Genomic DNA, 16,854 nt, shown 5'->3' on the forward strand with positions numbered 1-16,854 from the left:
ATTTGATAATGAAAATATATAGATTTCAGATAAATGAAGCTGTTTAATCGAATTGAAACAAACAGAAGTTTGAAAAACATTTTATCTGTTTGTCTCGGAATAAATCTTTAAATATTGTAATGAAGTGTATTAGGATACACGAAAATTTCATTTTAACCAATTCGACTATTTTAAATTTCAGGGTGAACGAATGCCACACAGATGTACAAAATGCGGTGCTGTTTTTGAAGACGGGGACTCCGTTATTCTGACAGGCTGTCCGGAATGCAAATGGAATAAATTCCTTTATGTTAAAGCCGAAGAAGTGACAGGAAACGCTGAAAAAATGCCCGAGCCTGCGCCGGCGGCTTCCGACTGGAACATTGAAGAGCGGATCGCCGACGAACAGGGAAAATCAATTGACAGCATGCTCGAAGACATTGACCGCGCTTTGGATTCCGACGATGTCAATAAAAAAGAACTCAATCCCGACCGTGTCGATTCAATCCGTATTTTGGATGCCGGTTCATATGAGCTGAATTTAGGCTCCATCATGGAAAACGAAGAAATCGTTGTCGGCATCAAAGAAGAAGGACAATACGCAATTGATTTGCCGATGATTCTTCAGCAGTCGGGAAAACCGAAAAAAAGCAAGAAGAAATAATGGTTTGATAAATTTATCAAATTCACATTAATTTTTAAAAACGGCAAAATTATTCTTTTGAATTTTTAACGGCAATCACGCCCATATGATCGACATGGAAAGGCGTTAAATCTGCGGTTTTCAAAATTTTAAACGAGGCGTCGGCATTCTTTTCAAGAACTTTAATTTCTTCCGTGAAAACTTTTTTCGGATTTTTGGCAACGTCGACACTTCTGGCTTTTAAGGATAAAATCAAGTGACCGCCGTCTTTGAGGAAATATGCGGCGTTTTTGCAGGCAATTTCCGCCTGATTGGCCTGAGCGACATCCTGGAAAAGAATGTCGACGGGCTCAGCCATCGGAACGTAAAGTTCGGGTCTTGACGCGTCGGAAAAAATCGGGATGATGTTGCTTCTTTTTTCGGCGAGCATGACCAAGTCGCGCATGGGACGCTCCGCAAATTCGACCGCGTAAACAACGCCGCCGCCTTCTGCGAGAATGTCTGAAACGTGACTGACGGTTGTGCCCGACGCGGCGCCGAGATAGAGAACGCGGGAATCGGAACGAATCGGAATCTTTAATTTTTTCTGATAAAGCGCGCCGAGTTTGCTGCGTTTCGGATCCCATGAACGGTATTCGGTACCGTCATCGTCGGCCATAATTTTTTCGCCGTAAACCGAATTTCCGGGAGCAGCGTTTTTCGTGTAAAGCTGAAACTTGCCGCGGGAACGGCCTTCGTAAACGCCGTCGGAGTAAGGTTTTAAAAAGTCCGCCATCAGTTGTCCCCCTCCTTTTGGGCCGAAGCATTTTGCTTTTGAGCCGTCTGTTTAATCCGGCTGATTTTATCATTCAAATCAGATTCGATTTTCGGATTCAAGCTGCCGGAATAATAATCCGTCCGGGCTGAAAGGCTCACGGCTGCCGCAAACGAGCGAGCGATTTTGCCGCGCAGGCGGTAAGGCGCCGTGTTCAGAGCCGGATGGCTGAAAATAATACCGTGTTTGGGCGACGGAGCGTTGGAACGCAGATGCTTGACCATTGCTTTTTCCGCGCCCATGACCTGAATGCTGCCCGACGGCATTGCCGCCAAATGCTTCAGGCCGCCGGCCATGCTGAGAAGGCGGGCGCCCAAAACAACGCCGGCAATCTGAGATAAATTCGGCGCCGTCTCTTTCATTTTCATTTCAATAAAAGATTCGACGGCGGCTTTTCGGTCGTAAAGTGAAAGAATATCGTCCGCAAACGACTGCATCAGAATCAGATCTTCGTGCGCGGCAGGCGCCCCCATCTGAGACTGCGAAGCCGATTCCGGAATTTCGGAAACGAAGCGGACGTACGCTTCCCCCGGCAAATTCAATTCCGGATAGTAAGCGCTGTACCAATCGACCAGCCGCTCCGTTAAATGATTGATTGTTTCATTCAAGTCGTCCAAAGCTTCCACCGCCTGAATGACTTTTTTATCTTCCGTCATGGAAGCGGAAAGCTGTTTGCGGGCGGTCTGAATTGCAATTTCGCGAAGCGCTGAAATGTATTCGGCATCGGAATCCGCCAATTCGGCGTCCTTTGCCATTTTTCGGAAATCGGGTTTCTCTTCTTTAAAAACGGGTTTGAGAGAAGAAACCGAACGAATATTTTGAGAAGAAGGAAGAATTGAAATTAACCGGTCGGAAAGTTCCGACGAAGTCGAAATCAACGGTTTTTCGGATAAAGAAAAATCACCGCTGTAAGAAACTGTTCCGAACCATGTTTCAAACGATTTGGGTTTATTTTCGGATTTGTTTTCGAATTTATTTTCGAGTTTGTTCTCGAATTTATTTTCGAGTTTGTTTTCGGATTTCCTTTCCGAATCAGACATGATATTCCGCTCCCGCATTATTGGCTTTTGTGATTAAAACTTCGCTTCCCGCAGGCATTTTTTCAAGCAGGAGAGATTTAATCTCTTCCGAATGTTTCCGGTCATCCGAAAATCCGTAGACGGCCGGACCGAAGGAACTGATCCCGGCGCCGTAAACGCCGTTTTTGTGCATCAGCTCAATCACATCTTTGACTTCCTGCGGCTGAACGGCGACTTCGTGCTTTTTGAAGCCGAGTTTTTGCAGGCTGTTGACGGCATTGCCGAGCCCTTCGATGTTTTGTTCAAGAATGGACGGAAGCATCTGCATTAAAATGATGTGCGACGTTTCCCGAACCTCTTCAATCGGAACCGGGCAAACGCTTTGGAAAAAGTGTTTTTCTTCTTCGCCGCTGATGCCGACTTTCGGGGGAATGGCGACAACAACGTCCCAATCCGGAAAATCCAAGCGGAGCAGCATATTTGCCGGCGGCGCCGTGCTTCTGGAAGACGGCAAAAAGCCGTTCTTGTCAGCCGTTTTGTGACCGGAATCAACAATGAATCCGCCGTGTTCAAACGCCAAAACGCCGATTCCCGACGTCCCGCCGCGGCGCGTGATTTGCGCAAGTTCTCTGACGCTTTTTCCGAGGCCGTAAAGATCGTTAACAGCCATCGCCGTTGAGAGCGCAATCTGTGTGCCCGAACCGAGTCCGATGTGCTGGCGGACGGGCGATAAAAATTCAAATTGGGCGCCTTCGTTTTCGGGCAGAAGCGCTGCGGCAATACCCGCAATCTGAGCCGAAAAATCCGGGCTGCACGGCAAGATGTCACCGTTTTCAAACCGTTCGGTAACAATGACGGAGTCCGCCCGCTTGGCGCGAAGCGAAATGCCGCCGTCTGCAAGTGCCAGGCCGACGCTGCCGTCCAGCCTGCCCAGATCCCCGTTCATATCAATCAAACCCATATGAATGCGGGAAGGCGTTTTTATTTCAAACATAGAAGTCGTCAATACAGTCCGTTGATTTATAAATGTAACCAAAAAACGAACTCAAATTAATAAAGCTATTCGTTTGCAGCGCAGAAAAAAAAGAATGTTCATTTTTCATGTCATTTTTATTGATAATTTCATGAAATATGAAAATACTGAACAATGTTTGAATTAAATGTGAGCGCCGCCGATTTCGTTTGAAGAAGAACTCTTTTTTGACCTTTTCTTTTCCGCTTTTCTTTGTTTGCGTTCCGTCCGCCATGTCCGAAGGGAGTGGCGGATAAAATACGGATAAAGATACCGGCGAATCACTTGGCGTGAATTTTTGTTCAAAAGGAAACGAAGCACCGGAATGTAAAGGCGCGGAATCCAAAATGAAAAAGACATTTCTGCGTCTGTTTCGAATTTCTTGTTTGTCAGGTCGGGAACGATTCGAATATCATCGCGCAGAACGGCACAGATTTCGCCCGCCTTTTTGCGCTTCTTGGAAGAGCGTGAATTCTCTTCCGCATCCGCCAAATAAGCATAAAGCGACGCATTGAATGAATGAATCGCGCCGAATGCCAGCGCCGTGTCCGCCGGATCGGAAAGTCCGAAAACAATGTCTGCCGACATTTCGTCAATGTCTGTCCGAAGCAGCAAATCACTCATCAGGCGAGCGGTCGCCTTTGAGATTTGAACGGCGGCCGTCATTGAATCGGAAACAAATTGTCCCGGATCGGAAAGGTCGACATACCGTTTGATTTCGTCCAAAGAATCAGAAAGACCGGTTGATTCATCACCTGATACGTCATCGAATTCATCACCGGACTCATCATCGGATTCGTTTGAAAATTTGTTCTCAGATTCTTTTTCAAATTCATCTTCATTATCGAAATTATTTTTGGATTCGGCATCGGATGTCTTATCGAATTCATATTCCGTTGTGACGGTTTCTGTTTTTTCAACAGTTCCGTCTTCGATTTTAAGATTTTCTGCTTCGTCCTCGGTCAGCGTGAGAACGTCATCCGTTGTCGTTACAATGTCCGGCATTTCAATATCTGTTTGAACACCGCCGTCTGAAATTCGAATGTCTTTGGATACGGTCTCTTCCGTATGAACAATGATTTCATAGTCGCTGCCGTGTCTTTTGGTTTCCGTTGTTTGGACGCTGATTTTTTCATCCGTGAAAGTCACATGATATGTGTTTTTTTCATTGCTGCCGGGCTCTGAACCGCACGCTTCCGGCGCAGATTCTTCATCAGAATCATCGGAATCCAAAAGAATGATTTCATAAAACCAGATTTTAAGCCGAAGAAGAATTTGGTATTGAATTTTACCGTTAACGGTTTTAAGAGAGATGTCGGCAAAAAAACGCATTAAAAATGTCAGCAGGAAAGCGGCAGCTAAGAGAATTGCAAGGAGAAGAAGAATCAGACCGGCCGCAATCAGCAGATAATGGCCGGCCGCAATCAAAGCTGTTTGAAGCGTCATGACAAACGAATCCGTTTTAAACGGAAAAAATCGGCTGAAAATCAGCAGCCGCAGTCATCTTCAATGATTATGGTTTTGGCTTTGGGCTCTCTTTCTTTTTTGGCGGCTTTCACTTTGTCAATAATGGACGGAACCATGCCGAGGAATTTGACGATTTCGTCTTCCAGCTTGGATTCGCTCAAAGTTAAAATTTCGGTTTTATCGCCGGTGATGACGATAAATGCAACGGGTTCGACTTTAGCGCCCGCGCCGCCGCCGCCGCCGTAAGGCGTTTTGGAAACGTCGGTTCCGTTTTTGCCGCTGCCTTCAAAACCGCCGCTGACGAAGCCGACGGAAAGTTTTGTGACAGGAATTAAAGTTTTGCCGCCCGCATAAATCGGATCACCGATAACGGTTTGCGCGCTGACGATTTTTTCAAGCTCGTTTGTGACCTCTGAAATAACATCCTGAATTGTCATGATTCTCATCCTTTTGTTTTTAAAAGCAAATTCGTGTCGTGAACAGAATTCATTGTAAAATAAATACAAAATAATTAATTTGATTCTATTTGACTTTATTTAATATTGCAATGATGTCATTTTTATTGACTTGTTTGTATAATAAAGTTATCTTATAATAAATATAAATAAATTTCATGATAAATTTCATAATAAATCTTACAATTAAAGAATTTTCAATCAAAATTCTCAAAATTGAAATCTTCAAAAAAGTTTTCCAATTCATCCGCCAGCTGCATCGGAGACAGATCAATAAATTCCGCGCTTTCTTCCGGCGGAAAAACACGATTCACCGAATATTTTCCGAGTTTGGGCGCCGAACTTTTCTGAAAACGCGCGTCCAGCAAAATGCGGACGCCGTAATCCGTCGGCGACCGGACAACACGCCCCATCGCCTGCCGGATTCTACGAATCGTCGGAATTAAAATCACAAAATTCCAGCCTTTGCCTTGGCCGAAAACAGTGTCGTAAGCCGCTTCAACCGCTTTTGTTTTGTCGTTGAGCGCAGGATAGCCGATCCCGACAATGATGACAGAACGCGCCCGATCATCATGGAAATCAATGCCTTCACTGAGTGTTCCGAAAATATAGCTGATTAAAACGCTGCGTTCGCCGGACTCACCGATATTGAAAAACTCTTCACGAACGGCATTGGACGAAACGCCCGGCTGATCTAAGAGAACTTTGATTCCCGACTCGGCCAGCATCCATTCCTGCGATAAAAACGAATAATATTTTTCCGCTTCGGCAAAACTTTGGAAATAAACAATCGTATTTCCCGCGGTCGCGCAGATTGCCGAAACCAATGTTTGTTCAACGGTTTCCCGAACCCAAACATGACTTCTTTTGCTTTGATAAAGCGGCGGCACGGAAACCGCGTAAGTGCGCCGGTTTTCGGGCGGAAATGTAATCGGATAAGCAATCTCAAGCGTCGGCCGTTCAATGCCGAGCGTTTCTTTTGCCATATCAAACGGGCGGAAGGTGGCCGACATCAAAACCAGACCGCCGAGCGAATCAAAAAGCGGTGCCGTGACGTTTCGCGGAATGCACGTAAAAAGCTCGACGCGGCCGTAAATTTCATTTGTTTCAACATCGCGGCGGATGTTTAAAATCGGGTAATAATTCGGATTTTCGGAGTTGAGCAGATATGCAAAAATGAAATCCGCCGCGCGGACAATATTGGATTTCCGGCGGACGGAATCGGTGCCCGATTTATAACTTTCGTGATAAGACATTTCGATTTCATTACCGATATCGGAAACGTTGAGCAGAAGATTTTGAATCGACTGAATCGTCAAGTTTTTGCTTTCGGATGGATTGGATTGATTAGATTGATTGTAATCGGCAATTTTTCGAAGGAAGCGTTCTTTCAAATAATCAAATCGCTCATACGGGTCGCTGATTCGGATATCGACCCAATTTGTTCCGATTTTATTCCGTTCGCCAAAGCCCAGCGCGGAGTCGTAAGAGTCGCGGACGGCCTGATAAAACAAATGAAAAACTCTTTGCGCCTCTTCTTTCAGTTTATCGGAAAAATAATTTGCATGCTCTTCGATTTCATTGACGGCCCGGTCAATGACGCGCTCTGAAATTGTGGCGGAAGAGTGAGAACGCGCCGCATTTTCAACATTATGCGCTTCGTCAAAAATAACAATAACATCTTCGGGAAGTTTTTCAAGCCATCCGAGAAGGGTTAAGAAGATTTCCTGACTGAGAACGTGATGATAATTGCAGATCACCAAATCGGCGTGCTTCATTTCGCGCTTGAGAAGTTCGTAGCCGCACATTCCTTTTTCGTCGGCGTATTCGTTGATGTCTTCCGAACTTCTGACGTCGTCAAAAAGCCATTTTTTAAACGGCGCCGCATCCGATTGAAGCACTTCGTACAGGTACGGGCAAATCCGCTCCCGCTTTTTTTGAAGCTCGGGCTCCATTTTTTTCATATCGTTTTCAATTTCGGAAGAAAGTATTTTTTCCTGCGGGTCGCCCGATTTTTTGTAACGCTCATTGGATTCGGACAGCTCGCGTTTCGCTTTTGTAAAAATGCGTTCTTTTTCCAAAAGCTCGTATGTGTTTTCCGTTTTGGCGCGGCACTCTTCGTAGTCCAGATGATCGGGACAGACCGACTGCTTGCCTTTCATGACGGCGACTTTGATATCGGTTTTCCGTTTGATATCGCGCGCTTCGTGAATGAACTGAACCATCTGCTGATGCACGTTTGTGACAATAATGACTTTTTTGTTTTGCTTCTCGGCAACATCCAAAGCCGGCGCAAGTGCGCTGAGCGTTTTTCCGGTACCGCACGCGCCTTCAAACAAAACGACTTCCCCCTTCTCAAGAGCCGCAGCTATTTGTTTCATCGCATCTTCCTGATTGGGATAACAGCTCGGTTTGGTGAAATATTTCATAAAACCGGGCGCGTTCTGCTGTGCCGTTTTCATATCGTACGCCGTCGTAAATTTCGGTTCTCGTGTCGAGTCTTGCGTCGAATCTTGCATCGAATCTTGTGTCGAGTCTTGTGTCGGTTCGTTGTCCATTATTTTCTCGGCCTGCTTTAAAAACAAATTGTGAAAAGAGTGAAAGTATTCAATTCACATTCTTGTATATCAAATTTCTATTTGATTGTTTTTGATTGTTTTCAAACGGCCGTTTCTTTTTTGAAAACAAGCTGAGAATTTCCGGCTTTGTTTTTTTGATAAACACGAATTTCAAGCGTCTGATTTGACGAAAAACTGTAATTGTTAGACGTTTCCGGCTCTCCGTCAGCCGAGACAAAAACGCTTGAAACGGATGAATTCAAGCTGTCGTTTCCGGTCAGCACCAGCATTTCGCCGGGAGACCAAACCCCGTCGCGCAGCATTTCTTTATTGTTTTTTTCAAAATCCGAATTCTTTTTCCCGATATTGATATGTTCGTAATAAACGGAAATATCGCCGTAAACCAATTTCCCGCCCGACCCCGGAATTCCCAAATAGGCGTTTCCTTTTCCCGAAATTTGAACGGAAATTGAATCCGCCGAAACGGCACTGCCGCCGGCATGTTTCAAAACGAGATTGTTGTCCTGAAAACGCATTGAGTCGTTGTAGCGGTCGCCGCCGGAAAACTCAACGATTTCAATTTTAACAGGCGAGGTCGGAGAAAAATCAGAAATATTGCCGAGAACGGCGCCCATGCTCAAAAAAAGAGCGCCGCCGAGCAAAAACGTGATTAAGATGAGAAGTGAAGAAGAAATATTCATGGCAGATCACAAAACAAAAAAAACGAAAAACAAATTAAAGATGCCGATTTTTTTGAAATGCAAAAGTTTTTATTCGATTTTTTCTGATCGGGTCGGCCGCGCGCGAACGGCACAAATTTAAAAAGATAAATCAAAACGAATGCCGATTTTTCAGACATTCATTTCTTCACATTTTCATTCTGATAAACCCCGTTATACAAATTTGCCGCGTCCGTTCCCAATCTGAAAAACAAAAGCTGCATCACACGCGCATTTTTTTTCATGTCAAAACCGGCCGGATTGTGAACGATGACAAGACATTCGCTGCGTCCGCTGTATCCGGCATCCCAAACGGCCGTTCCGAGAACAACGCCGCTGCGTGTTAAACTGGATCTGTGATAAGCAACCGCGCCGATGTTTTTCGGGATATTCACGATTTCATTCAAAACGATGGAATAAACGCCGGGATTCAAGTGGAGCCAGCCGTCTTCGCCGAAAGAAAGTAATTTTTTTTCGGGTGTTTTTCGGCCGCTGTTGTCAAAATCAACGGCACCGGCGCCGTTTAATTCATAAACTTCGGCGACCGTCATTTCAAAACCATTCGGCTGCGCTTGTTTGTCCAAATCCAAATACTTTTCGACAAGCGGCGGTTCTTGGGAAATGAATTCCCGAATTTCTGCATCTGATAAAAACGACATGGTAAACCTCAATAAGACTTGATAAATCAATAAAATTTAAAATTTTAAAAAATTTAAAATTTAATAAAACAATAAAACTCAACAAATTTCAATAAACCGATCTTAAATTACGACCTTTCAAACAATTTTTCAAGCTCTTTTTGCGAGAAAATTAAAATTGTCGGACGACCGTGCGGACAGGAATACGGATTTTCCGTCAGCTTGAGCTGTCGAATCAGCTCTTCCATCTGCGCCTGACTGCATGAAGCGCCGGCTTTAATGGCCGCCCGGCAGGCGGTTCTTTTGGCAACCGTATCCCGGGCGCCGGTCTCGTCTTTGACTTTTCCGAAAGAAAGAAGATCGGAGATAAAATCATGAACGGTTGAGATATCTTCCATTCTGCCGAAAACAACCGGAACAAAACTGACGGCGTAGGAACAATCGCCGAATTCGGAAATGCCGAAGCCGACCTCTTCCAAATACGGGATATATTCATCCATCAGCACTTTTTCTTTCGGCGTCAAATGAATAACGGCAGGAGAGATCAATTCCTGAACCGAAATCGTTTCCTGCTTTTTGATAATATCATAAAAAATGCGTTCGTGCGCCGCATGCTGATCAATGACAAGAAGGCCGCCGTCTTTTTCCGCCAAAATGTAAAGATTGGCAATTTGCCCGACGACGCGGATGTTATCCAAAATACTGATTTCCGACGGCGTTTTTGAACTGTTTCCGCTTGTTTCATTTGCATTTGCACTTGCATCCGAATTTGCATTTACATTCGAATTTGAATTTGCAGTTTTTGAAAGCAGTCTTTCCGTTGCTTTCAGCCGTTTGTCCGTATCTTTGGCGGGCGCCACATATCCGGTCCCGTATTTCTCGGGGACAGCGGAAAGAGAATCACCGAAAACTGCCGCTTGAGCAGAATCGGATTTTCCTTCATTTTCCGTTCCGGTTTTCTTCTCGACAGAAGATACGGCCGGCTTTGTCGAATATTCGGCGGGCGTTTCCCTGACAACATTGACATTCAAATCGTGGAATTTCGAAGCGGCCGGATCAGATTTCAGATTGTCTTTAGGATTGTCTTTGGAATTATTTTTAGAATTGTCTTTAAGATCTTCTTTAAAATTATCTTTAAATTTATTGCCTGACTCGGATTTTTGAGACGCCCCGAAATCCGAAAAGGATTTTTCAACGACTTTTTTTGCTTCGCTTGCCGTCACTTTCGGCGCCAGCTCATAGAGGCGAAGCGTTGTTTCAATCACGTCGGAAACGATTCGAATCAAACGATTTTCATCTTTAAACCGGACTTCCGTTTTGCGCGGATGAACGTTGACATCCACTTCGGTCGGATTGACTTTCAAATGAATGACAGCCGCCGGGTATCTGTCTTTCGGAATTTTGGTGTAATAGCCGAGACGCACCGCTTTAACGAATTCTTTGGAAGTGACGGGGCGGTTATTGATAATGAAAAACAGATTGTCCGCCGTTGTTTTGCTGAACGTCGGCTTTGAAATGTATCCTGAGATTTCCATATCGGCGTATTCCGTCAATGATTTAATTTGATCGACGGCCTCTTTTTTGCTTTCATCAAGCGCATTTTCCATATTTTCGGACGGAATTTCCATCATAACGCGGGCGGCATCGTGCCCTAAAATGTCCACGATTGAATTAAACAAATCGGAAGACCCGCTGGAAAGAATTGTTTTGCCGTTGTTGATAAGTGTAAAAGAAATGTGAGGATTTGCCAAAATCAAATCGCTGACCATGCCGGCAATGTGAGAGAGTTCCGTTGCATCCGTTTTCATGTATTTCAAACGCGCCGGCGTGTTGTAAAAAAGAGTGTTGACATTTACCGCAGTCCCGTCGGGCGTACCGATATCGGTAATTTCCTGTTTGCCGTCTTCCAAATAAAGCCGTGTTCCGCTCGCATCTTCTTTTCTTTTTGTGATGATCTCAAATTTAGAAACAGAGCTGATGGCTGCAAGCGCTTCGCCGCGAAAACCCATTGTTGAGATGCTTTCCAAATCTGAAATATCCGTAATTTTACTGGTCGCGTGTTTAATCGGTGACAGCGAAACATCTTCGCGGGACATTCCTTTGCCGTCGTCGCGAACGGAAATTAAAGTTTTGCCGCTGTCTTTAAGTTCGACGCGGATGTTTTTGGCGCCGGCATCAATTGCGTTGTCAACCAGCTCTTTGACAACAGATGCGGGGCGCTCAACCACCTCGCCGGCTGCAATTTTATTAATGGTGTCCTGATCCAGAACGTGAATAAAAGAATCTTGACTCATTTTATCTCTCTGTGTTTTTGAAACTTTAATTTTTTAATTCCTTAATTTTTAGATTTTAATTTTTGATTTTGGAATCATTTTGGTTTTGTTTTATTTTATAGTTTCACCCTCGGACCAAAAAGCAGAGATTCAAAATACGTTTTTGATAAAAATTCGTGAACGGAAGATAAAATAATTTGTCCTTTTCCAAGCCTTTTGGAAATATGAACGGCGCGGCCGGCATCGTCTTTTTCAATCACGGAAAAATCGGCGCCGAAATTTTGGAAATAACCGTCACAATAAACAGAATCGGCATCTCCTGTGAGCGCGTTTTGCCTTTGAATCAGAACATCTTCCTGCACATATTCGGCATCGGTTCCAAACGGCAGAAGCGATGTGACGGCAAGCGTTTTGCAGGCACTGCATGTGCTGACTTCTTTGAGCGGCGAAAACATCAAAAAAACGCCGCCGTTTTCAACGAAATCAAAAATTTTCTTTTGGATTTTTGAATCTGAAAGCGCATTGCTGACGGCGGCGTGTTCCGGATATGTAAAGCCTGTCGGAACAACCAGAAGTTTTGCCGGCGGCAAATGCGGCGAATTTAAAGAAACCGGGGCGGCGACAGTTGATGAGATTTCATATTCTTCGAACATGCGTTCAAAGAAAAGCGGACCGTCCCAGAGAATGATAACATCAGGCATATTGATCTGAATTTAAAATTTGTAAAAGATAATCGGTTTTGGTGTTTTTAACGGTTTGCTTTGAAACACAAAATTTTGTAAAAAATGTCAACAGATATGATAAATCAGCAATTTGCAATTAATTTTGTAATTAATTAGTACTCTAAAATGAAAATTGTACAAAATTAAAAAAAATTGAATTTTCGTTTTAATAATGAAAAAATAAAAATTAAAACGGAATCAAAGAACGAATGAAAGAAAACAAAGATTGAAAAATTCCGGATTTTTCTTTTACATCATCGCCTGCTTTGTTTTGCTCTTTCGTCTCTTCTTCTGCCTTTTCTTCCGGCCATTCTTCAAGCGGTTTTAAGACCCAATAACTCTGCGGACCAAAATCGGATGTTGTTGAATTTTCATTTTTCATCAAGCAAAATATGAATTTGTCCCCTTCTTTGAGGTGCGGCTCTTCAGCAGCACGGAAAGAATCTTCTGCCGTGCCGTCTATGACGATTGTCATGACAATTTGGCGAATATAAATTTTATTCGAATCGTCAGGTAATTCACCTTTATAAACTTCTTTTACTTCAACAACAACGTCATAAAAAACATCGAACCCGTGAAGTTCATTATCCGGTGGAGTTTCTCCGTCTTCTGTATTCCATTTAGGATCAGTGTATCCGACAACAATGCCTTTGACAATTAAGTCGGACAATTCCAATTTTTCGTTTTCGGTATATGGAATCGGCGTTGCAAAAGTGACATCTGTTAAAGATATTAACAAAATAAAAATTAGGAAAAATGAGAAAATTTTAGCGAGTTTTTGAACCATTAAATCACCGGGCAGATTGACGGATAAAACGTCAAGAAGTAATTTTGGTTCAAACAATAAAACATTAATTATATTTTTTAAAAAATTTAGAATTTGCAAATATTTTAGAATTTGCAAATATAATTGTAAAAAACAACAAATCCGATTGAATGTCATTTTTCAGTTAAACTTTTAAATTTTATATTTCCAACAATTTTTCCAAACAACTATTTAAATTATCAACGCTTCTCAAATCCAATTACTTACACTTAATGAGAATTTATGACAAGCATACCGATGACGAAAGAAGCGCGTTTGGCGCGTGTTCGAATGATGGCCGACTACCAATTCGGAAAAGGAGCGGGCGCTGTTTTGTTTGACGACGGCGCTGTATTCCAGCTTTCCAAAACCAAACGTATTCGCCAGGTTCATTCAAACGGTGAGAGAATCGCAACCGTCCGCGCACGTGACGGATTTTTCACGCTCAGCATGGAAGGGGCACGCCGCCTTCACGGATATTTGGAAGCGCCGGCAATGCGCGTTTCTGTTGTCGATGACGCGGCGCCTTTTGTTGCGAAAGGAAAAACAGCCTTCTGCAAACACGTTATTTCCGTTGACCCGAATGTCCGGGCAATGGAAGAGATTCTTGTGACCGACAAAGAAGACAAGCTCCTTGCCACGGGACAGCTTGCTTTAGCGCCTGCGGAAATTATGCGCAGCAATCAGGGCGCGGCCGTTTTGGTCAGAGGCGGCGCCGAAAAGGAAGACAAAGAAGATTAAAAAATTAAAAAGAAAAACGATGATAAAAAGGAATGAATTCTGATTTGAAATGATGAACAGCGCCGACATCTGCGCGCCTGACAATAATTTTAAATCAGTTAATCGTATTTATTATCACATTATACTTCATATTAACTTCACATTATATTGTATTATACTTCACAAATTTTTAGACTGACCGCTTATGCCGGTTATTCACATTTCACATTATTTCATTTATCTTATTATCCGCACATTAGATTTACCGTTTCAAAGGAGTTGACGCCGCTGCCTGAAAAATTTTTGACAACATTCATTGTTCCCGATAATGCTGTCATTGACGATCAAAAAATAGCCACCCGAACCAGTATGATTATCGGCAACCATGCGGTCATCGAACGGGATGTGGAAAGCGGATTTTTAATGGTCGGCGAAGGCGTTCATATCGCCGGCGAAATCAGCACGGATGACGATATCCGCGCGGATGTGTGGTGCAAATTTGACAAAAACGTCAACGTCGGCGGCGATGCCTACATCGGCGAGTTTACAACAATTAACGGCAAAATCATCGTGGAAGGCGATCTGGACATCGGAAAAGAGGTCAAGCTCAACGGCGGTTTTTTGTCCAAAGGATGGGTCGTGGTCAGAAATCCGCTTCCAGTCATGGTTTTTATCTTTTTGTACATTCGCGCATTAATCGGCCTCGGCAAAACGAGTGAAGAAATCGATAAAGCGCTGAATGAAATGTTTGAAGACGATGAAGAAATCGATTTTGAAAATATGGATGAGGATAAGATGACGGAAGTCATCAACCGCGGCGGCTTTTTTGTCATTCCGCTCGGTTCGAAAATTTCATCCGAAAGCATCAACGTCCCCGAAGACTGTATTGTCGGAAACGACTGCGAAATGAATACGCGCGTCATCTGCAAGCGTTTTGAGGGCGGCAAAAATCTGACAATGAACGGATTCATCCGCTCGAAAGGCGAAACATTGATCGGCGAAGGCTCAACCATCACCGGCGAAATCAGCTCTTCCGGAAAAGTCATCGTTGACAAAAATGTCAAAATCGACGGCAAAATTTCGGCAAAAGCTGTTTGGATTCACGAAACCTCCTTTGTCGAAGGAAAAGTCTCTTCCGGAAACATCCGGTTTATCGTCGGCGATGAGTTTGACATCAAAGACCCGGAGAATGCCGAAAAAGCGGCAATTCTTTCAAAAGCGGATTCGTTCGATTTAATCAGCAGCAACATCACGGAAAAGAAAGAAGAAGAGCCGGAAGAACTCGAAGACGACGCGGAAAATGCTGAAGAAGAAACAATTTCCGAAGAAACAACCGCTTCCGAAGAAGTCGCAGATTCTGATGAAAAAATAAATGCTGTTGACGAAGAAACGGAAGAATATCTGAAAGCCGACTCCGCCGAAAGAGATGCCGAAGAAGAGGCCAGAGAAGCGGAAATGGAAGAAGAACTGACGGCGGAAGAATTCGAAATTGCTGATGCTGAAATTGAAACTGCCGAAATTGAGATTGTTTCTGCCGAGATTGAAATTATTGAAAACAAAATTGAAGCGCCTGAAGAAGAAAAGGCAAACAATCCCGCCGATTCGAAAAAGCAAGCCGCCGCCGAGACCAAAAAGCAGGGCAGCACGTCAAAAAGGGCTCAAAAGAGACGGGCAAAAAAAGGAAAATCCGAACAGCATGACATGCCGATAGTCAATGTTTTCACGGGTGAAAATATTGAAGAAATAAATTTTGAAAATGAAGATGTAAACGACCGACCAAGAGGAGAAGAAAAATGAAAAAGAAACAGGCTTGGGATTATGCGCTCGGATTGATACAAGTTGACGGTCTTGAACCTTCCAAAGATTTTTTAAACCTTGTTGAAAAAGAAAAAAAAGGTGAAATCACAACTGCTGATATGAAAAAACTTTTAGATTCAAAATATAAAGTTGTTAAATCATCTGGTTCGATAAAAACATCTTCGGTCGCAAACAAAAAGTCAATGGCTGCAAATTCATCGGTTTCACAGACATCACGACCGATTCAAAAAAAAGGAGCTGTGAACACAATCCCTCCTTCGAAAAAAACTGTTTCTTCCAAAAAATCACTGCCTAAATCTCCAAAAATGTAAAACGGGTGATAAAACACATGCATGACCCGTATACATATGGAGAGACTGATGTTTTGATAAACAAACAAAATATCAAAAATTTGAAAATATTTGAAGAAATGGAAGCCGAATATACAGGTATGCGACTTCGTGAAATTGCCGTTCGCCCGCTTAAAGGAAATTATGATTTTGAACATTTCTGCAAAATTCATCAATATATATTTCAAGACATATTTGACTGGGCCGGAGAAACTCGAACAGTTAATATCGAAAAACCCGAAGACGTATTAGGCGGAATATCCATTGAGTATACCGATGTCAAAGAGATTCAATCATTGGCAGAAATTACAATTACAAAAATGACTTCTGTTGAATGGGAAAATTTAAATATTGATGAAAAAGCAAAACAATTCTCAAAATATTTGGCTGCTCTTTGGAAAATTCATTGCTTCAGAGAAGGAAACACACGAACCGTTGTTCATTTTTGCTGTCAATACGCTGACCATATTAAGATGCCTCTTGACCGTTCAATATTTGAACATAACAGTCTTTACTTTAGAAATGCTCTTGTCGCTGCAACTGCTGTATTTTCAGATTTGGGCGACAAATCAAATTTAGAATATTTAATAAAAATTGTAAGAGACGCGTTAGAAAAAGGAACGAAATAATTAAAAAATAAATGAAAAAGGAAAAATTATCTGCCGAGTTCTGCCCGGCGTCCTTCTTCAAGTTCGTTGGAAAGATCGGGATCATCGCTTTCAATGACGAAATTACCGATATAAGTGCAGTTTTTGCAGCGGTAAATGTCACCCATGACGCCGCCTGTTTCAAGATAAAGAGCTGCTTTTCCGCATTGCGGACAAATTAATACCATAAGTAAATCATCTCCGTATTGCTTTTTAATAATTATCAGAATATATTA

General features: G+C 43.1%; 17 protein-coding genes. 5 read left to right on the top strand and 12 right to left on the bottom strand.

Annotated elements, in window-relative coordinates; translation table 11 throughout:
• Nucleotides 1-190 precede the first annotated feature (190 nt).
• Nucleotides 191-643, top strand: a complete 453-nt coding sequence (locus MmiAt1_RS05245) for a Zn-ribbon domain-containing protein (RefSeq protein WP_318785844.1) — start codon at nt 191-193, stop codon at nt 641-643.
• 49 nt (nt 644-692) lie between these two features.
• Here the strand turns inward: MmiAt1_RS05245 and MmiAt1_RS05250 are convergent, their stop codons facing one another.
• From MmiAt1_RS05250 to MmiAt1_RS05300, 11 genes are all read right to left on the bottom strand, one after another.
• Nucleotides 693-1,397, bottom strand: coding sequence for a fibrillarin-like rRNA/tRNA 2'-O-methyltransferase (locus MmiAt1_RS05250; RefSeq protein WP_318785845.1), 705 nt, complete (start codon nt 1,395-1,397; stop codon nt 693-695).
• Nucleotides 1,397-2,476 carry an NOP5/NOP56 family protein gene (locus MmiAt1_RS05255; protein WP_318785846.1) on the bottom strand — a complete coding sequence of 360 codons (1,080 nt, stop codon included), beginning with the start codon at nt 2,474-2,476 and terminating at the stop codon, nt 1,397-1,399. Before MmiAt1_RS05255 ends, MmiAt1_RS05250 begins: the two co-directional genes overlap by 1 nt.
• Nucleotides 2,469-3,449 carry a beta-ribofuranosylaminobenzene 5'-phosphate synthase gene (locus MmiAt1_RS05260; RefSeq protein WP_318785847.1) on the bottom strand — a complete coding sequence of 327 codons (981 nt, stop codon included), beginning with the start codon at nt 3,447-3,449 and terminating at the stop codon, nt 2,469-2,471. The genes MmiAt1_RS05255 and MmiAt1_RS05260 overlap by 8 nt, the downstream gene beginning before the upstream one ends.
• 162 nt (nt 3,450-3,611) lie before the next feature.
• Complete coding sequence (locus MmiAt1_RS05265; RefSeq protein WP_318785848.1) at nt 3,612-4,913, bottom strand: DUF2953 domain-containing protein; 1,302 nt, start codon at nt 4,911-4,913, stop codon at nt 3,612-3,614.
• Between the two features lie 41 nt (nt 4,914-4,954).
• Complete coding sequence (locus tag MmiAt1_RS05270) at nt 4,955-5,371, bottom strand: GerW family sporulation protein (protein ID WP_318785849.1); 417 nt, start codon at nt 5,369-5,371, stop codon at nt 4,955-4,957.
• Between the two features lie 215 nt (nt 5,372-5,586).
• Nucleotides 5,587-7,947 carry an ATP-dependent DNA helicase gene (locus tag MmiAt1_RS05275; protein WP_318785850.1) on the bottom strand — a complete coding sequence of 787 codons (2,361 nt, stop codon included), beginning with the start codon at nt 7,945-7,947 and terminating at the stop codon, nt 5,587-5,589.
• Nucleotides 7,948-8,048: 101 nt separating this feature from the next.
• Nucleotides 8,049-8,648, bottom strand: coding sequence for a hypothetical protein (locus MmiAt1_RS05280; RefSeq protein WP_318785851.1), 600 nt, complete (start codon nt 8,646-8,648; stop codon nt 8,049-8,051).
• 158 nt (nt 8,649-8,806) lie between these two features.
• Nucleotides 8,807-9,325, bottom strand: coding sequence for a deoxyuridine 5'-triphosphate nucleotidohydrolase (locus MmiAt1_RS05285; protein ID WP_318785852.1), 519 nt, complete (start codon nt 9,323-9,325; stop codon nt 8,807-8,809).
• A gap of 107 nt (nt 9,326-9,432) precedes the next feature.
• Nucleotides 9,433-11,598, bottom strand: a complete 2,166-nt coding sequence (gene mutL, locus MmiAt1_RS05290; RefSeq protein ID WP_318785853.1) for a DNA mismatch repair endonuclease MutL — start codon at nt 11,596-11,598, stop codon at nt 9,433-9,435.
• A gap of 95 nt (nt 11,599-11,693) precedes the next feature.
• Complete coding sequence (locus MmiAt1_RS05295; RefSeq protein WP_318785854.1) at nt 11,694-12,278, bottom strand: type 1 glutamine amidotransferase family protein; 585 nt, start codon at nt 12,276-12,278, stop codon at nt 11,694-11,696.
• Between the two features lie 208 nt (nt 12,279-12,486).
• A complete protein-coding gene (locus tag MmiAt1_RS05300) occupies nt 12,487-13,242 on the bottom strand; it encodes a hypothetical protein (RefSeq protein WP_318785855.1) in 756 nt (251 codons plus the stop codon).
• Nucleotides 13,243-13,347: 105 nt separating this feature from the next.
• Between MmiAt1_RS05300 and MmiAt1_RS05305 the strand changes: the two genes are divergently transcribed.
• From MmiAt1_RS05305 to MmiAt1_RS05320, 4 genes are all read left to right on the top strand, one after another.
• Complete coding sequence (locus tag MmiAt1_RS05305) at nt 13,348-13,845, top strand: PUA domain-containing protein (protein WP_318785856.1); 498 nt, start codon at nt 13,348-13,350, stop codon at nt 13,843-13,845.
• A gap of 282 nt (nt 13,846-14,127) precedes the next feature.
• Nucleotides 14,128-15,621, top strand: a complete 1,494-nt coding sequence (locus tag MmiAt1_RS05310) for a hypothetical protein (protein ID WP_318785857.1) — start codon at nt 14,128-14,130, stop codon at nt 15,619-15,621.
• Nucleotides 15,618-15,953, top strand: a complete 336-nt coding sequence (locus MmiAt1_RS05315; RefSeq protein WP_318785858.1) for an antitoxin VbhA family protein — start codon at nt 15,618-15,620, stop codon at nt 15,951-15,953. The genes MmiAt1_RS05310 and MmiAt1_RS05315 overlap by 4 nt, the downstream gene beginning before the upstream one ends.
• 17 nt (nt 15,954-15,970) lie before the next feature.
• Nucleotides 15,971-16,600 carry a Fic/DOC family protein gene (locus MmiAt1_RS05320; RefSeq protein ID WP_318785859.1) on the top strand — a complete coding sequence of 210 codons (630 nt, stop codon included), beginning with the start codon at nt 15,971-15,973 and terminating at the stop codon, nt 16,598-16,600.
• A 26-nt stretch (nt 16,601-16,626) separates the two neighbouring features.
• On the opposite strand, the gene MmiAt1_RS05325 is transcribed toward MmiAt1_RS05320, so the two are convergent.
• Nucleotides 16,627-16,806 carry a hypothetical protein gene (locus MmiAt1_RS05325; protein ID WP_318785860.1) on the bottom strand — a complete coding sequence of 60 codons (180 nt, stop codon included), beginning with the start codon at nt 16,804-16,806 and terminating at the stop codon, nt 16,627-16,629.
• Nucleotides 16,807-16,854: the final 48 nt, after the last annotated feature.

This window comes from Methanimicrococcus hacksteinii (assembly GCF_032714515.1).
GTDB classification, from domain to species: Archaea; Halobacteriota; Methanosarcinia; order Methanosarcinales; family Methanosarcinaceae; genus Methanimicrococcus; species Methanimicrococcus hacksteinii.